Raw genomic sequence first — 18,758 nt, 5'->3', positions numbered from 1 at the left:
GCATTGCCACATTACAGCTGCAAATTCCCGCTGGATCGGGGAGATGCTCGATTCTTATAAATTAATGAATATTAGGAATATTAAAATGAATTCTACACTGGAAAATAATCAACTAAGCAAATTACAAAAACGTATTTTGCTAGGTACATCAGCAATTTCAGCATTGTTGTTAATGTCAGCATGTTCAGCAAACGCTGAAGAGGCGAACGAAGAATTAGCAGCTTCTGCGCAATCCGTTGAAATTATTTCATCTGCTGCAGGCGCTGGTCAAGATAGCGCGGAAATGATTGATGAAGATGTTGTTATCGTTATGGGGAAAACAGTAACATTCGCTAATAATACCACTGACAATGTTATGATGGAACAAGAAAGTAGTGCTGCAAGTGTTCTTTCAGTGATTGATAACCTTCCGGGAGTAAGTATCGGTGAAGGTGCTGCATTTGGTTCTGACGATTGGTCAACAACAATTAGTATGCGTGGTTTTAATGTTGGTCTAAGTGAACAACAAATCGGCATGACTATTGATGGGCTTCCAAATGGTAATTCAAATTATGGCGGTGGTTCAAAAGCAAATCGTTATATAGATTTTGAAAACCTATCACGTGCAGAAGTTTCACAAGGGACCAGTGATATTTCATCAGCCTCTCATGAAGCGCTTGGCGGAACAATTAACTTTGTTACCAACAATCCAGAAGATGAAGAGCGTCTACGTGCAGGTATTAGCATGGGTGACAATAATGCTCAGCGTTATTTTTTCCGTTATGATACCGGTGACATTACCGATCGTACAAAAGCATATTTAAGTTATTCTCGTCAGTCCAATGATGCGTGGATAGGTGATGCCGGTTATAGTGACCGCGATCATTTTGCTGCTAAATTTGTATCTGATCTTGATGAATGGACATTAACGGGGCGCGTTTCCTGGGATGAGGCGCACGAAGATAACTTTCAGCGTATCAGTCTAGATCAGTTTAATGAAAATCCGGATTGGGATCGTTTGACGGATGTGATTACAGGTATTCCATATGTAGATCAGGCATATCGCCCGTCATGGTCAACACTCAGAACAAATTATTTCGCATATCTTCGTTCTGAATATGATGGTGAAAATGTGAATTTTGAATTTACACCTTATTATCACAATCAAAAAGGCCGCGGTGATTGGGTTCCTCAATATGTAGTTAATGTTGCTGGTGGTACTACTAATTTCCCTGCTGGAGTTAGCGATCTGCATACTGGTGTTGGCACAATTTATGGTGGTTCATTCGATAGTGCATATTCATTTGAAGACAGCGATGGGACGCCGTTAGCCCCTAATGACAGTTGTACTGCAACTTTGACATTCCCATATGGGGGTGGCGAAACTGGTGATAACCCTGCTTGTTATGATGATGGTGCAAACCCAGCAAGTTCTTATCGTCATACACATTACAATAAAGAACGTATTGGTTTAACAACCAAAGTTGAATATGAGATGTCAGAAGAAAATACACTGCGCGCAGGTGCATGGTGGGAACATGCAAATCGTGATGAAAGCCGTGACTGGCACCGTATCATAGACCCAAGAAGTTCGCATGAATTTGATCATGCTGCATACTGGCGTCAATATGACCGTAATTTCGTTACGAATACTTTGATGTTATATGCAGAAGATACACTGACAATTGAAAATTTCACATTCAATGCAGGCCTACGAAAATTCATTGTTAACCTGAAGCGTAAAGATAACTTTGGTATCGAAGAGTATTCAACAGTTGATGCTGATTCAAAAATATTATTCACAGCTGGTGCAATTTATGAAGCAACAGATGATATCGAACTTTTTGCTGGTTTCTCCCAAAACTTTGCTGCGATCAAGGATAGTATCATTGAAGGCAGCGCAGAGTTAAGCGAAGTTGAAGGTGAAAAAGCAGATAACTTTGATGTTGGTATTCGTGTACGTAATGACTGGTTACGTATGAGTATCACTGGTTATTATATTAAATTCTCGAACCGTATTGTTGGTATTCCGGTAGGTGATATTTCAGGTATCGATTATGCTTCGCAAATTGATACGGTTTATCAAAATGTTGGTGGAATTGAATCAAAAGGTCTGGAGGCAAGTATTTCTGCTGACCTTTGGGATTATTGGAATATCTATTCATCCCTTACAGTGAATAACTCAGAATATACAGAAACAGTTGGTAACGTAGAAGCTGGAAAAAAGGTTGCTCTTTCTCCTGAATTGCAGGCAGTTGCATCATTAAGTTACGCTAAAGATGGTGTATTCGGTGGGGTTTCTGCAAAGTATGTTGGTGAAAGATACGGCGATTTCGAAAATAAAGACCGCCTTCCATCACATGCATTGGTTGATCTATGGGTCGGTTATAACTTCGAAATGAATAATGGCTTCCAGAATATGAAAGTAAGCTTAAATGTTAACAATCTGATGGATAAAAGATATCTTGGTGGTGGTACACCAGGTGGATATTTCATCGGGGCAGGACGTCAGGTAATGGGTAACATCACACTTGATTTCTAAGAATTGCTTATAAATGATAATATAAAAGGGAGGTCTGTTTTGGACCTCCCTTTTTTTATTGCAGATGTTTTTAATAATTTATTTTTTAAACATGCTGTTTATGGGTTTTCCTGAGATTATTTCCGGGTGTGATCCTTGATATTCAAGCCCAAGAAATTTCATTAAAGTTGCAGCTATTTGATTTTGAAAAATTGCTTGAGTGTTTTTCATTTCCCCATTTGCTGGTGTATCCGGACCAATAACAGCCATCCAAATATGCTTATCATCCCTGTCGCCCGATCCATTAATAGGTGAGATGCCTTCGCCGTGATGGCGCCAGTTTTCAAGAGAATCATAGCCACGACCATGGTCAGTGGTTATTAATAATGTTGTTTTGCCTGCATAATGAGGGTCACTTTCAACGTATTCCCATACGCGTCTAATAAAATCATCAGTGCGTTTTGCTGCGTGGATGTAAAGGTCATAATGTCCATCATGAGCAAAATCGTCTGTCTCACCATATGAAATATAAAGTGCACGTGGTTTCTTTTCTTTCATATATTCAACGGCAAATTCATGTGTGAACACATCAAGTCGGACGGTATCCCATGGACTTGGGGTGTCGCGTTGAATTTGATTAAGGTCTTTAATGCGCGAATTTAATTCTTCCATATCATCAAAATCTGAGTTTAGGAAAACATCACTTCGTTCCTGATTGATGATGTATGGGAAAACATCCCAAGATGCAAATGCGGCTGTTTTTCCTTTATATGGAGCTTTTTCATCAAGCCATTCGAGAAAAGTTTTATTGGGATTTAAAATTTTTCCATTACTACTGATACGGGGATCAGCAAATCCTGTTAGCATTTCATTATATCCTGGATAGGAAAAATAAAATTTGTTGGTAAGGTCAGCGTAACTGCCGAGATCACGATTGCCGTATAGTTGGCCATTCTTTCCAATAACGTTCCATATGAAAGGGAATAATTTTTTGCGGCGCTCATCTTCATCATTGTCCCAATAGATATTTTTGAAGTTTTCATGAGTATAACCGTACTTGATGTACTTATCTTGATCGAAAAAACGCTTGTCGACACCTTTAAAGACTTCTTGCCAGCGCATACCATCAAGTGAAATTAAGATTACATTTTCAGTTTTCCCTTTTGCAAATGAATTTGCTGCAAGAAGTAAAGGAAGTAAAAGAATGAAAAAATTAGAAATGATTTTTTTAAACATAATGAGTTCTCAATAAATTTATTTACAGATGTTATCAGTATATTATTTGTTTAATGCAGATATTATTATGGTTTCCGGACAAGTTTATGACAATTTATTTTGCAGCTTGAGCAAATGAAAAACCGTATTATACTTGTTTTAATGTACAGTGGATAAAAGGATAAAAATATGGCGGATCTACATTTATTAAGTGCAGGGGAGCTCTTAACCAAATATCAGGATAAATCCATTTCACCCGTTGATGTGATCCGTGATGTGTTTGATGCCATTGATCGTCATGAACCATCCGTTAATGCTTTTGTTTTTACCGATAAAGACGGCGCGATGGAAGCCGCCAAATTATCAGAGGCCCGGTGGGCAGATGACGCCCCGATAGGCATGCTTGATGGTGTGCCCGTAACTGTCAAGGATGTCGTGGTAGCCAAAGGATGGCCTACATTTCGCGGTTCAAACACAACGGATGATACGCCTGCTGATTTTGACGCGCCGAGTGTCTCGCGCTTACGTGAAGAAGGCGCTATTTTAATTGGCAAAACGACGACACCTGAATTTGGTTGGAAAGGGGTGACCGATTGCCCAAAAACCGGCATTACCCGAAACCCATGGAATTTGGATAAAACAACCGGTGGTTCAAGCGGTGGTGCAGCCGCAGCGGCGGCTCTTGGTATGGGAGCATTACATATTGGTACTGATGGTGGTGGTTCAATACGCATGCCATGTGGCTTTACTGGCATTCCGGGAATTAAGCCAACGTTCGCACGCGTGCCTACATATCCGTTAAGTCTGTTTGGAATTTTGTCACACGCAGGTCCAATGGCAAGAACAGTAACAGATGTTGCATTGATGCTGAATGTCATGACCATGCCGGATGTACGTGATCCATATTCAAAACCATATGTGCTTGAAGATTTCACAAGAAACATCGAAGGGGGCGTTGGTGGCCTTCGGATTGCTTACCTTGAAACCATGAACGGCCAACCCGTGGATGAGGAAGTGGCAAGTGTGGTGTCAGATGCAGTTAATAAATTTGAAAAACTCGGGGCGGTTGTTGACCGTATTAATCCGGACTTACCGGATTCAAGGGATATCTTCCGCATGCATTGGTATGCCGGCGCCTCAAGAACATTACGCACCTTATCAGAGGATCAAAAGAAAAAAGTCGATCCGGCCCTTGTTGAAATCGCGGAAGAGGGGGATGCATTTACCCTCGCGGAATATCAAAATGCCATGTCGGAACGCGAAAATTATAAAGTGTTGATTGATGAAATTTTTGAAAAATATGACCTGATTATTACACCGACCTTGCCGATTACAGCATTTGATGCCGGTATAGAGTTTCCTGAAACTGGTCCGGAAAATGACGAATATAAACGTTGGACAGACTGGACCCAGTTTACCTATCCATTTAACCTGACAGGACATCCGGCAGGATCAGTGCCATGTGGGTTAAGCAGTGACAACATGCCAATTTCCATGCAGATTGTTGGACCGGAAATGTCGGATGGCCGCGTATTGCGTGCGATGAGATCATTTGAAGTAACCTATTTTGGTCCGTTGCCAGCAATGGCATATGAATGATTTTGATGGGTTAATTTACCTACTCTGTTTAGATTATCTAATCCGTGCACAACGAAAAATTGTTGTGGATACTATTCCTTTCTGTAATAGTTTCAGTTAAAGTTTATTTTACATATCAATTAATTTGCTTAAGCAAAATGTAGGATGATGGAATTTGGCTGTGGTTGAGGGACAGCGGCCATGTTCAATAAATGGGAGGATTTATCAATGGAACTTGTAAGAAAAAGGTCCGCATATGGCGTTTACGGCGGTTTGGCGCTGCTTTTATTTGGCTGTTTGGCCATAAGTTTTGCCAACATGGATTTTTCAGAAGCTGCTATGCGTAGTCGTGTTCGCATCGCAAGCCGCGTTGCGCTATTTTATTTTATACTTACATTCTGGGCGGGGCCGCTCTGGAAAGTATGGAAAAATGATTTTAGTAAATATCTGTTTCAGAACAGACGCTATCTTGGGATTTCTGCGGCATTCGCGCAAACGATTTTCATTCTTTTGGTGTCATGGACATATTCAAATATTCCAAGACCGCTTGATGAAATTTTGACATTACGTGAAATGGTAATCGGTTATTCCGGCATGGCGACATACTGGATACTTGGCCTAACGTCCAATGATGCATCGGTTAAATTTTTCGGCAAAAAATGGGCGATCATCCATATGGTTGGATTATATTACCTTTGGTACATTTATATTAATTCATATGCGCCGGGCCTGCACCGCAATCCGGAATATATCGTACCGCTGGCGTTTCTTGCGGGTGGATTTGCCCTAAGAATGTATTTGCAATTTCAGAAAATTGATAAAGTGGCACCACTACGCCGTCAGGTCGTTCTATCATCCATCGTTGGTGTGGTTTGTGTGTGGATGTCTGCGGTGATTTATACCGGACAATCAATTTAACAATTGAATTTAGTGAACCAGTTTACTGAGTTCAAATTTATGATCAGTCGTACAAAAGTCGCAGGTGACGGTAATGGTGCCCTCTTCTGCGACTTCTTGCAATTCAGCAAGGTCCATACTGGCAAGAGCCGTCCTGATTTTTTCTTCTGAACATCTGCAACCAGCCTTGATATGAGTGTCTTCAAAAATACGCACACCGCTTTCATGGTAAAGGCGGATAAGAAGATTTTGTAAACTTAAATTTGGATCAAGAAGTTCTTCTTGTTTTAAACTGCCCAGAAGAACGGATGCTGTGTTCCAGTGGTCTTCTGTTTCAAGTTCATCACGGCCTAGTTCATCTTCCGTGTTTCTTGCGTAATGCTGGATCATAATGGCGCCGGCATGCCAATTTCCATTATCATCTTTTTCACAAGAAAGCATGACTTTGGTGGGTAATTGTTCGGAACTTCTGAAATATTCTTCTGCCGCGTCGGTAAGGGTCTCGCCTTCTAATTTCACGATACCTTGATAGCGTTCCATGAATTTACCCTGGTCAATGGTAATGGCCATATAACCATTATCACCAAACATTTCGGAAAGTGTATCACCATCAAGCACATCATCATCGAATGATGCATATCCGCGAATATCACCGATGTTGTTATTTTCGGCTGCTTTATAAAAATCACTAACCAATACACGAAATGCGCCATCCCCCTTAAGCTGTGTAGTAAGGATGCCGTCATATTTCATCAAGCTGCCGATCATTGCTGTAAAGGCAAGATTCTGGCCCATTAATTTTGCAATGTGATCCGGATAATTATGCTTGGTCAGTATTTCATTTACGCTGCGCCCAAGACGCACGACACGGCCTTTAATGTCCTGCCCTTCGATTTGGAAAGGCAGGCAGCTATCAATCAGTAATGGTAATTTCTTTTCATTTTCGCTCATAAGCCACTATATAAACGCTTATTTGCCAAAGCACCACATTAAAATTGCCTTCTGAATATGAAGCCTGTTTTCGGCCTCATCCCAGATAACGGACTGTGGCCCGTCGATTACGTCTGCGGTAACTTCTTCGCCGCGGTGGGCGGGTAAGCAATGCATAAAGATGGCGTCACTATCTGCTTTTACCATTAGATCGCTATCAACAATATATGGTGCCAGCGTTTTAAGACGTTCTTTTGCGTCCTCATCACCCATAGAAACAAATGTATCGGTGATGACACAATCGGCGTCTTTTACAGCGACTTCAGGGTCGGTGGTTAATGTGATTTTGCCACCGTTTTCATTGGCCCAGTCAACCACGCTTTGCAGCGGGGCATATTCATCTGGGCAGGCAAGGGCCAGTTCACAGTCAAATTTTACCGCAGCATGGATCCATGAAACGGCCACGTTATTGCCGTCGCCGCACCATGCGATTTTTTTACCCTTGATGGATCCTTTATGTTCCTCGAATGTCAGGATATCCGCCATGATTTGGCATGGATGTGAATAATCCGTCAGCGCATTGATGATTGGAACCTTGGAATATTCCGCCATTTCAAGCAGGTCATCATGGCTATTGGCGCGTAACATAATCGCATCGACAAAACCGGATAAGACCTGCGCCGTGTCAGAAACACTTTCACCGCGTCCCAGTTGCATATCATGATTTTGAAGCACAACCGATTTACCGCCAAGCTGATGCATGGCCATTTCAAATGACACGCGTGTACGGGTGCTTGATTTTTCAAAAATCATCGCGAGCGCCTTGTTTTTTAATGGCGCATCCGGATGTGTGAAACCTTTACTGATATTAATATCTTTAGAGGCTTTTTTTAACTCTTTTGCTTTTTCAATAATATAGACCGCATCATCAGATGTGATTGATGATATATCAAGAAAATGTCTGTGATTTTCTAGTAAGTTATGATTGCTCATTGTTTTTATGTCTGATCTTATGAATTTTGGATTTGCTTGATGCTTTTTTCAAGACGTTCTATTGCAAGATCAATATCCTTTTTCGTTACATTCAGCGGCGGTAACATGCGAACTGTATTATCAGACGCCCCCACCAGTAATAATTTATTTTCAAGTGCGGCACTAACGAGCACCGGTGGTTCGATTTTAAGCTTTACGCCAATCATAAGGCCAAGCCCGCGAACCAAATCAATAATGTCCGGATATCGTCGTCGGAGCGTTTCTAAATGATCGCAAAGGTAAGCCGACATTTCATTCACATTATCAAGAATTTTTTCTTCTTCGATGATATCAAGAACGGCACTGCCCATTGCTGTTGCAAGCGGGTTGCCGCCATATGTGGACCCATGGGTTCCTTTTGTCATGTGGCATGCCACGTCCTCTATCGCGAGGCAGGCACCAAGCGGGAAACCGCCGCCTATGCCCTTGGCAATGGCCATAATATCAGGTGTGACACCCGCATGTTCATAGGCGAATAATTTACCGGTTCTGCCAACACCGCATTGTACTTCATCAAAAATAAGAAGCAGGCCATTATCATCGGCCAGTTTACGCAGTGTTTTTAAATTTTCGTCTGATACGTTTCTGATGCCGCCTTCGCCCTGAACGGGTTCAATCATGATTGCGGCAGTGTTATCTGTAATATGCTTTTCAACATCGGCCATATCGTCATAGAAAGGCACATTGTCAAAACCATCAAGGTCAGGGCCAAACCCTTCTAACATCTTTGCTGACCCGGCTGCGGCGATGGTCGCCAGCGTACGGCCATGGAAGCTGCCCTCAAATGTAATGATGCGATTTTTATTCACGTTGCCAGTACAGTAATGATAACGGCGCGCCATTTTAATCGCACATTCAACGGATTCTGCACCGGAATTGGTGAAGAACATTTTATCCGCGAATGTCAGTTTGCTTAATCTGTCAGACAGATTTTCCTGGCCCGACATGATATACAGGTTGGATGTATGCCACAGCTTTTCAGATTGATCTTTTAAAGCCTTAACCATTTTCGGGTGGCAATGACCAAGCAAATTCACAGCAATGCCACTGCCAAAATCGACATAATCATCACCGTTTTCATCATATAAATGCGCGCCTGATCCTCGCTCGAATTTTACATTCATACGGGAATAGGTTGGCAATACGTGCGATATATTATTTTGTTTTTCACTCATGTTGACGCATATTATTTTGTTCAAAGAAGGGTCTTTTGAACTATATTCGCCGTAAATTCAAGTAAAAAATGTAATATTTTTACCTTACGCGCGTAATTTATAACCGCTTTTGAACATTCTGTAACAGCAGACCCACAATGTGACATTAATCGCCAAAATATAAAGCACACCAATCATTGTGTTTGCTTCGGCCTGTCCGGTGAAACCATAACGAAAACCATCAATCAGATAAAAGAACGGGTTAACCTGGCTGATTTGATACCAAACACCGCTTAAGCGATCGATGGAATAAAATGTACCCGACAGAAAAGACAGCGGCATTATCACGAAATTATTGATGGCGGATGTCTGGTCAAAACGTTGGCCCCAAATCCCTGTCATAATACCAAGCAGTGAAAGCATCATGGTGCCGGAAATGCCGAAATATAATATCGCCCAGATGTTCATAAAGCTGACGTCTGTCATGATGCTCATGGCGACCATAACAAAACATCCAACCATAAGACCGCGTGTCATACCACCAAAGGCATAAGCCATTGTGATTTCCTTGGCACCGATTGGTGCAAGCAGGATGTCAATAATATTGCCCTGCATTTTTGAACCGATGATCGATGATGATGTGTTGGCAAAACTATTTTGCAACATTGACATGATAATAAGTCCTGGTGCCAGGAAAACGGCATAAGGTACATCACCCATGTATCGTCCTTCACCACCAAGGGCGAGTGTAAAGATCATCATAAACATCAATGTGGTTACAACCGGCGCACCGACAGTTTGGCCGAATACTTTAATATATCTGCGGACTTCTTTTTCATAAAGTGTGCGAAAGCCGGACCAGTTAAACGATCCAAGGCGTTTTTTACGAAATTCATTTACATTATGATCAGCTGATGACATCTTTTTTTCCTGTTTTTATTCTGTGCTACTTATAGAGTAAAAGGGATAAGCGACGCAATCTCAACTTGACGTGAGTGGCCAAGAATATTAAATAGCTGCTTTCTTAATTAAAGATTTTGGCTTGATGAAAAAATTTTGGGCATTCTTTAAATAAGTATGTTATATGTTGCCTTTGTGAAAAATAATAATGAGGATCAAATATGGCCTGGACTGATGAGCGCGTCGAAAAACTCCGTGAATTATGGGATAAAGGACTAAGCGCGAGCCAAATTGCCAAAGAACTTGCAGAAGGGGTTACCCGTAATGCTGTTATTGGTAAGGCACACCGTATGGGACTTGCATCACGCCCGTCGCCTGTTAAATCTGATCCTGCCAAACGTGCTGCTGCCGCGAAAAAGAAAAAGGCCGCCGCTGCTGCAACAGCAGCGCCGAAAAAAGCACCAGCGACAGCGAAAGCAGCCCCTGCGACTGGGAAGGTTAGCATCCTTGATTTGACGGAAAGCATGTGTAAATGGCCGATCGGTCATCCGGGCGAGCCGGATTTCCATTTTTGTGGCAAGCCATCACAGCCGACATTCCCATATTGCGCAAACCATTGTGTTGAAGCTTATCAGGTACAACAACCACGCAAAGCACGCCGCAATACAAGACGCCGCGTTATGGCAACACCGGTTAAATAATTCAGTTTAAAATCATTATAATTTTCAATTCCATTGCAAGCGGGCTTTAATCATATTAAGCTCGCTTCAGTTTTTTATAGGGAAGAGGATATATAATGAATAAACTATTCACATCATTTTTGATTGCGATCCATGTGGTCGTATTTGCCATTCTTCCTGCCCGTGCGCAGGATGATTATAAGCCACCGGAATATAGTTCAAGTGACGGTTTTGTCCCTGTAGTGGGCAAGAACGGTATGGTGAGTGCCCGTGAAAGTATCGCGACACAGGTTGGTGCCGATATTTTGGCACAAGGCGGAAATGCCATTGATGCAGCCGCAGCAGTTGGTTTTGCGCTTGCGGTGACGTATCCGTCGGCCGGTAACATCGGCGGCGGTGGTTTTATGGTTGTTCATTTGGCTGATAAAAATGAAACGGTCGCCATTGATTACCGCGAAATGTCAGCAGGCACAGCGCGTCATGATCTTTATGTGGTTGATGGTAAAGTGGATAACAGACTTGCGAAATACAGCCGTCAATCATCCGGCGTACCGGGTACCGTTATGGGGATGGCACATGCGATTGAAAAATATGGCACGATGTCATTGAAAGAGATCATCGAGCCAGCCTATAAACTGGCGAAAGAGGGTTTCCCTGTATACACAAACCTTGAAGTATCCTTAAATCGCAGTAAACGACGCCTTGGTGCTGATCCTGCGGCGGCAGAAGTATTTTATAAACCGGATGGAAGCACTTACCGCGCCGGTGAATTATTGGTTCAGGAAGATCTCGCCTGGTCATTAAAACAGATTATGGATCACGGCACAGATGCATTTTATAAAGGCGAAATCGCGGAGCGCATTACTGCCGACATGGCGGCCAATGATGGCCTCTTAACCATGGAAGATTTCGCCGCTTATAAGGTTTATGAACGTGAGCCAGTAATGGGTACCTATAAGGATTATACAATCGCAACCATGCCGCCACCATCATCCGGCGGAATGCATATGGTTCAAATGATGAATATGCTGGAACATGATGACCTTAAATCAAAAGGTCATAATAGTGCAGCGACACTTCATTTATATATTGAAGCCATGCGTCAAGCCTACGCCGATCGTTCGTTATATGCGGGTGATCCGGCATTCTTTAATGTTCCGGTTGATAAATTGATTGATAAGGATTACGCCGCAGAGGTTCGTGCCCGCATCCCGATGGACCGCGCCCGCGAAAGTTCCGAAGTTGCACCGACCAAAAACCTTGCATACGAAAGCCCGGAAACAACCCATTATTCCGTGATGGATAAATGGGGTAATGCAGTCAGTAATACGTATACGCTGAATTTTGGTTATGGTAACGGCATTATGGCCGCGAATACAGGTATTCTGCTGAATAATGAACTGGATGATTTCGATCATGAACCATATAAGGCCGATGAAAATGGTAACGTCAGTGGTAAGGCTAATGCGCAGGAACCACATAAGCGCCCACGTTCATCGATGACACCGACTATCGTGTTAAAGGATGGCAAGCCGTTCCTTGTGACCGGTTCACCGGGTGGTGGCACAATCATCAACACCGTTTTCCAAATGGTGATGAATGTGATTGAATTTGATATGAATGTGGCCGCCGCAAGCAGCAAGCCACGTATCAACCACCAATGGATGCCAGATGCAACATCCCTTGAAAACGGGATTAGTCAGGACACTATTAATATTCTGGAAGGTATGGGGCATAAACTGAATGATAGACGACGTACTCTCGGCAGCATGAACAGTATCGTCTGGCGCGATGGCTGGTTCTATGGTTCCCATGATCCGCGTAATATGAATGCGGGAACCATTGGGTTAGAGTAATACGTATATAGGTCATTATCCGACTTGATCGGGTAATCCATACAAGGATAGATTTATGTCAATAATGGATAGCCCGATCAAGTCGGGCTATGACATAAGAGAAAGAAAAAGGCGGGCCAATGGCTCGTCTTTTTTGTTTAGTCACTTGACCGAGAATAGTAACTTGATCATAGTTCATTTGGAAATTATCAACATGGGGGGCATATTGCCGTTGCAATAGTGAAATAATTTATGTCGAATATAATTGAAGATACTTTTGAAATTGATGAAGGCACGAACACGGTAAAACACCTGTTGTCGAAACAGTCTATGCGATTTATAGGAAATAACGAATTTCCCAAAACTATAATTTACGAAGATCCTGACTTTAGAAGTACTCTATCTTTAGATTATTTTCTTAATGGCGAAAACCTTCACGGAATAGAGATCAGTATTAAAGAGGGCACAGAAAATTATGCATTATGTTGCCGTATTTTATTGTTATTGATTGATGTCTGCCCAATTTTAAAAAAACATGAACATTTCAAATTTATGAATGCGTATCACATTTACTTAATTGGTTTTTGGGAAAGTGGAATTTGGAATGCAGATAGAATGGTTTGGCTTACAAGTAATTTCCTTTATCAGTTGAAAGGAAATTATGATTTTGACGGGTTAATACCAATTGAAAGAGACCCTAAAGATTGGGAGTTCGTTATTCCAGAAACCTCAGTAAATGAGACAAGGTTACCAGTGGAAGTATTAGAGAATGGAGTTGAAATTAGTCATCAAAATAAGGATGAGTTTATAAATACTATTAGTCAAATGCCATATTTTATTCGTTCAGATAAGGATGCAATTGTTTTTCTTAAGAATTTGGAATTTAATTTACTAAGGGAAAATTTGGTTACTCAAAGCATATATGGGTTTTATATGAAAGATTGTGTTTTTGATTTCAAATTTAGTACTTGGGGAGGCTTAAACATCTATATTTCAAAACCTGTATTTTTTAATAATATGAAAAAATTTGATCGCTATTTTCGTGGGAAATTTTTTACTCCAAAAAGAAAGGATATGAAGAATAGCGTAACAATTATGCTCAAGCCGAAACTTGCTGAAGAATTGGCATTAGCTTTAATTGATGCTAGGCCAAAACTACATTCTATTCAAATGGATGAGCGCCCAAGAATTTATCCCACAAAAGGGCTGTCAAATTTTGAATATTATAAAAATAATTTTAATCAAAAGCAGAAAAATGATGGCCAACCTTTTGGTCATGATTTGTATAATTTTTCTGAGTGGTTGAGATTACCTCTAGGTAGTTCTGCAAAAAAAATATAAAAATATCAAAGAGAAGAAAATGGCGAGCCAATGGCTCGCTTTTTTTGTTTGGAAACAAAGGATTAAATGAAAATAATAACTTTTTCTTTACAGTAGTGTAAAAGTTATGTAGCTTTTCATCAGTTTTATAGGGAAAGTTTGAATGAGAAAAGATACGATCGAACGCCGCAAGCGCATTTTGAATGCTGCGATTGAATGTTATAAGGATGTTGGTGTTCAGTTTTCCTCATTAGGGATGGTTGCGGATGTGGCCGGTGTAACACGGCCAACGGTGTACGCCCATTTTAGTTCAAAAGAAAATTTGTTTTCAGAAGTCATGAATATTGTCGAAGAACAATATGCCGCACAACCACTACCGAAATATGAAAATGGTGAATGCCCGAAAAAGCAAATATTTGATTTCTTCCGTGCCTATATCGAAAATGTCACCAATGATGAAAATATGAAACTTTATCGCGCGCTTGTGATGGAAGCGTTGCGTAAAAAAGAACTTGCCCCCGAATATGAAGAACTTAGCAATTTAAGCCAGTTAATCATCTGGCTTAATGATGCAAAGTCCGATGGAAAAATCATTGATATTGATACCGGGATCGCCGCTAGTAATTTGGTGGCATTGATGGACGGGCTTATTTTTTGGCCAATCTTAAATTGCGTCAAAGAATTTGATCATAATGATATTGAAGATGTTTTGGAAAATGGGCTTGGGTCATATGTGGACCATTTATTCAAATAAAGATTAATTGATTTTGGGGATAGAATATAAAGGAAAAGTTATGAAAAAACTGTTTGCGAATGTGATGGTCGTTCTGGCCTTTGTAATCGCCCCACTAACGGCGAATGCGCAGGATTTATCGACATTGATCGAAATGATGTCGGGCAAAAAGGTTGAATATGATCATAAGATGCCAAACTATACCGATGTTGATGGCTTTGTACCGCAAATTGCTACAAATGGAATGGTATCCGCAAGGGATAACATCGCAACAAAGGTCGGCGCGGATATATTAGCCAAGGGCGGCAATGCCGTTGATGCGGCGGTTGCGGTTGCATTTGCGCTTGCGGTTGTTCATCCGGAAGCCGGTAATATTGGCGGCGGTGGTTTCATGATGATCCATATGGCGGAACAGGACCTTACCACAACGATTGATTACCGTGAGGTTGCGGCTGGTGCAGCGACACATGATTTATATGTTGAAAATGGTGAATTAAACCCGATGCTATCAATGATGAGCCGTAAATCGGTTGGTGTACCGGGAACGGTTGCCGGTATGGCAATGGCCGCTGAAAAATACGGCACCATGAGCTTAAGTGAATTAATCGAGCCAGCATATAGGCTCGCGAATGACGGTTTTCCAATTAATTTTCATATGGAAAAAACATTGGCGACCATCAAGAACCTTTTGATCAATGATCCGGAAGGCAGAATTACATTCTATAAAGAAGATGGCAGCACATATAAATACGGCGAAATTTTAAAACAGAAAAACTTAGCGACCTCACTAAAGCAAATTATGGAACAGGGGCCAGACGCTTTCTATAAAGGTGATATCGCAAGAAAAATCGTCGCCGACCAGGAAGCAAACGGCGGTATCATCACCATGAATGATATGGCCGCCTATAAAGCGATCGAAAGAAAACCTGTTTTTGGAACTTATAAAGGATATGAGCTTGCGACCATGCCGCCACCATCATCCGGTGGTATCCACATTATTCAAATGATGAATATGCTTGAACATGATGATCTAAAATCAATGGGCCATAACAGCGCTGCTGTATTGCATTTATATATCGAAGCCATGCGTCAAGCATACGCGGACCGCAGCAAATATGCGGGTGATCCTGCCTTTTATGATGTGCCGGTTGAAAAATTAATTGATAAGGAATACGCGAAAGAATTGCGTGCAAAATTCCCAACCGATCGCGCCAGAAAATCATCGGAAGTGGCGCCAACAGAAGGGTTGGTAAAAGAAGGAAATCACACAACGCATTTTTCCGTAATGGATAAAGACGGCAATGCGGTCAGCAACACATACACCATTAACTATGGGTTTTATATGGGCATGATGGCAAAGGGGACCGGTATTGCGCTTAACAATGAACTGGATGATTTTGACCACTTACCGTATGAACCGGATGAAAATGGAAACATTAGCGGTAAAGCCAATGCCCAAGAACCATTTAAACGCCCGCGATCATCTATGAGCCCGACAATTGTGTTTAAGGATGGTACGCCATATTTGGTGACAGGTTCACCGGGTGGTCCAACAATCATCAATACAGTTTTCCAAACCATTATGAATGTCTTGGAATTTGATATGAACATCACCGCTGCATCAAGTAAGGCCCGTATTCACCATTCATGGATGCCTGATGAAATATGGGCCGAGAAAAGCTTAAGCGTTGATACATTTAATATCCTGCAAGGCATGGGACATAATATTAAATCCATGAGAGATGGGGGCTTCATTGGATTTAAGACATTAGGCCAAACCAACAGTATCATGTATAAGGATGGTTATTTTTATGGTGCAAGTGATCCACGGACCATGGATTCTGGAACAGTGGGACTTAATGAATAAATTTTAAAAAATTGATGTACGGCGGCATTTGCCGCCGTTATTGCTAGTGGGTATTTTATCCTATAAAGAGAGAAGATATCGTAAGACTTCCGGATAACGTGTTAATTTTAATATGGTTTTCGGAAACTTTCCGGAAACGGCGGTTTTTCGCCTTTTTTTATTGCAGAATCAATTCTGATATGCAGGATGTTTGCAGCGTTTACATTATAGAGAGAAAAAAATGAAAATTAGACTTTTTGTTATCATTTCAGCAATCGTGAGCTTCGTTGCTTCACCGGTCCTTGCTCAGATGGGCAGCGGTGGTGCGGCAAACACGCCACGTTTGAATACAACGGACCGTTTTGTTCCGGTCGTTAGCCGAAATGGCATGGTTGCATCACGCGAAAAAATCGCTTCACAAGTTGGTGCAGATATCCTTGCACAGGGCGGTAATGCGGTTGATGCAGCAGTTGCTGTCGGTTATGCCCTTGCAGTGACGTACCCACAAGCCGGTAACATCGGTGGTGGCGGCTTTATGGTTGTTCATCTAGCGGAAGAAAATAAATCAATCACAATTGATTACCGTGAAATGGCACCGGCAAAAGCACACCGTGACATGTATCTGAACGAAGACGGTTCAGTGAATGACGACCGTTCAAAATATGGCCCACTTGCATCTGGCGTACCGGGTACAGTAGCCGGTATGTCACTGGCGCTTGAAAAATACGGTACAATGTCACTGAAACAAGTGATTGAGCCGGCATATAAGCTCGCGAAAGATGGTTTCCCAATGTATAACTATCTTGTGAACTCTCTTAACGGCCGTAAAGAACGTCTGGCACAGAACGAAGCTGCAGCGAAAGTATTCTATAAGGCAGATGGTTCATCATATGAATTTGGTGAAATTCTTAAGCAAGACGACCTTGCATGGTCACTGAAGCAAATCATGGACGGTGGTCCTGATGCCTTTTATAAAGGTGAGATCGCAAAACGTATCGCAGCCGACAGCAAGGCCCAAGGCGGTCTGATCACGGAAGCTGATATGGCAAATTACGTTGCCAAGGAACGTGAAGCAATCGTTGGCACATATAAAGATTATAAAGTTGTAACAATGCCACCACCATCATCAGGCGGTGTTCATTTGGTGCAAATGATGAATATGCTTGAAAATGATGATCTTAAATCAAAAGGTCACAACAGCGCAGCAATGCTTCACCTTTATATCGAAGCAATGCGTCAGGCATATGCAGATCGTAGTAAATATCTTGGTGACCCTGATTTCTCAGATGTTCCTGTTGCTGATCTAACAAGTAAGGAATATGCAGCCAAGGTTCGTGCACTTATCCCAGAAGATCGCTCACGTCGTTCAACGGACGTTGCACCTGCGCTTGATCTTGTGAAAGAAAGCCCAGACACAACACATTATTCCGTTATGGATAAATGGGGTAACGCTGTAAGTAACACTTACACACTGAACTTCAGTTACGGTAGCCACATGATGGCTGCGGGTACAGGTATCCTGATGAACAATGAAATGGATGACTTCTCTGCGAAGCCGGGTACACCAAATGGTTACGGTCTTATCGGCGGTGAAGCAAACAGCGTTCAACCAAAGAAACGCCCGCTTTCATCAATGACACCGACAATCGTTCTAAAAGACGACAAGCCATTCTTCGTAACAGGCTCACCAGGCGGTAGTACAATTATTACTGTTGTGATGCAGTCAGTTCTTAACGTTGTGGAATTTGATATGAATGCCATGCATGCGCTTGCGGCGCCACGTATTCACCATCAATGGCTGCCGGATGCGGTTATGGTTGAAGAAGGCGTTAGCCAGGATACCAAAAATATCCTGACCAACATGGGCCATCAACTTGCACCAATGCCATTCACATTGGGTTCTTTAAGCAACATTATGTATAAAGACGGCATTTTCTATGGTGCGGCGGATATCCGTAGCATGGACGCTGCGGCGATTGGTATCGACTAACCAATTCGGTTATAAAAAAAATCAACAGGCGGGTCATGTGATCCGCCTTTTTTGTTACCAAGTTTGCTTTTTTTTTCTTTTCGGGTACTCTTTTCCATAGGGTGGAACTCTTGTCACAATGACTCGGGGTATAATCGAAAGGAATAAT

14 protein-coding genes are annotated in these 18,758 nt (G+C 41.9%); 9 read left to right on the top strand and 5 right to left on the bottom strand.

Going from position 1 to position 18,758, the window contains the following annotated elements:
- Positions 1 to 85: 85 nt before the first annotated feature.
- Entirely contained in the window at positions 86 to 2,521 is a 2,436-nt protein-coding gene (locus KW060_RS10275; protein WP_249034735.1) for a TonB-dependent receptor domain-containing protein, read from the top strand.
- A gap of 78 nt (positions 2,522 to 2,599) precedes the next feature.
- Here KW060_RS10275 and KW060_RS10270 read toward each other — a convergent pair whose 3' ends face one another.
- Complete coding sequence (locus tag KW060_RS10270) at positions 2,600 to 3,736, bottom strand: alkaline phosphatase family protein (protein WP_249034734.1); 1,137 nt, start codon at positions 3,734 to 3,736, stop codon at positions 2,600 to 2,602.
- A gap of 168 nt (positions 3,737 to 3,904) precedes the next feature.
- On the opposite strand from KW060_RS10270, the gene KW060_RS10265 reads away from it, so the two are divergent.
- Together KW060_RS10265 and KW060_RS10260 are read left to right on the top strand one after the other, a co-directional pair.
- Positions 3,905 to 5,314 (top strand): amidase, encoded by a 1,410-nt coding sequence (locus tag KW060_RS10265; protein ID WP_249034733.1) that lies wholly within the window; start codon positions 3,905 to 3,907, stop codon positions 5,312 to 5,314.
- A 180-nt stretch (positions 5,315 to 5,494) separates the two neighbouring features.
- A complete protein-coding gene (locus tag KW060_RS10260) occupies positions 5,495 to 6,211 on the top strand; it encodes a hypothetical protein (protein WP_249034732.1) in 717 nt (238 codons plus the stop codon).
- A gap of 9 nt (positions 6,212 to 6,220) precedes the next feature.
- Here the strand turns inward: KW060_RS10260 and hslO are convergent, their stop codons facing one another.
- From hslO to KW060_RS10240, 4 genes are all read right to left on the bottom strand, one after another.
- Positions 6,221 to 7,141 carry an Hsp33 family molecular chaperone HslO gene (hslO, locus tag KW060_RS10255; protein ID WP_249034731.1) on the bottom strand — a complete coding sequence of 307 codons (921 nt, stop codon included), beginning with the start codon at positions 7,139 to 7,141 and terminating at the stop codon, positions 6,221 to 6,223.
- Between the two features lie 18 nt (positions 7,142 to 7,159).
- Positions 7,160 to 8,113: an ornithine carbamoyltransferase gene (gene argF / locus KW060_RS10250; RefSeq protein WP_249034730.1), complete on the bottom strand. Its 954-nt coding sequence runs from the start codon at positions 8,111 to 8,113 to the stop codon at positions 7,160 to 7,162.
- A 17-nt stretch (positions 8,114 to 8,130) separates the two neighbouring features.
- Positions 8,131 to 9,327, bottom strand: coding sequence for an aspartate aminotransferase family protein (locus KW060_RS10245; protein WP_249034729.1), 1,197 nt, complete (start codon positions 9,325 to 9,327; stop codon positions 8,131 to 8,133).
- An 84-nt stretch (positions 9,328 to 9,411) separates the two neighbouring features.
- Positions 9,412 to 10,227, bottom strand: coding sequence for an ABC transporter permease (locus KW060_RS10240; RefSeq protein WP_249034728.1), 816 nt, complete (start codon positions 10,225 to 10,227; stop codon positions 9,412 to 9,414).
- Between the two features lie 200 nt (positions 10,228 to 10,427).
- Between KW060_RS10240 and KW060_RS10235 the strand changes: the two genes are divergently transcribed.
- The 6 genes from KW060_RS10235 (at position 10,428) to ggt (KW060_RS10210) (ending at position 18,610) form a co-directional block, all read left to right on the top strand.
- Positions 10,428 to 10,907, top strand: a complete 480-nt coding sequence (locus KW060_RS10235; RefSeq protein WP_249034727.1) for a GcrA family cell cycle regulator — start codon at positions 10,428 to 10,430, stop codon at positions 10,905 to 10,907.
- Positions 10,908 to 11,002: 95 nt separating this feature from the next.
- The gene (gene ggt / locus KW060_RS10230) at positions 11,003 to 12,742 is read left to right on the top strand and encodes a gamma-glutamyltransferase (RefSeq protein ID WP_249034726.1); all 1,740 of its coding nucleotides are present in this window, start codon (positions 11,003 to 11,005) and stop codon (positions 12,740 to 12,742) included.
- Positions 12,743 to 12,973: 231 nt separating this feature from the next.
- On the top strand, positions 12,974 to 14,062 hold the full coding sequence (locus KW060_RS10225) for a hypothetical protein (RefSeq protein ID WP_249034725.1): 1,089 nt from the start codon (positions 12,974 to 12,976) through the stop codon (positions 14,060 to 14,062).
- Between the two features lie 142 nt (positions 14,063 to 14,204).
- Complete coding sequence (locus KW060_RS10220; protein WP_249034724.1) at positions 14,205 to 14,795, top strand: TetR/AcrR family transcriptional regulator; 591 nt, start codon at positions 14,205 to 14,207, stop codon at positions 14,793 to 14,795.
- A gap of 40 nt (positions 14,796 to 14,835) precedes the next feature.
- Entirely contained in the window at positions 14,836 to 16,641 is a 1,806-nt protein-coding gene (ggt, locus tag KW060_RS10215; protein ID WP_249034723.1) for a gamma-glutamyltransferase, read from the top strand.
- 220 nt (positions 16,642 to 16,861) lie between these two features.
- Positions 16,862 to 18,610, top strand: a complete 1,749-nt coding sequence (gene ggt, locus KW060_RS10210; RefSeq protein WP_249034722.1) for a gamma-glutamyltransferase — start codon at positions 16,862 to 16,864, stop codon at positions 18,608 to 18,610.
- Positions 18,611 to 18,758: the final 148 nt, after the last annotated feature.

Source organism: Pseudemcibacter aquimaris, from assembly GCF_028869115.1.
GTDB classification, from domain to species: domain Bacteria; phylum Pseudomonadota; class Alphaproteobacteria; order Sphingomonadales; family Emcibacteraceae; genus Pseudemcibacter; species Pseudemcibacter aquimaris.
This window is presented reverse-complemented; position numbering and strand designations above follow the sequence as displayed.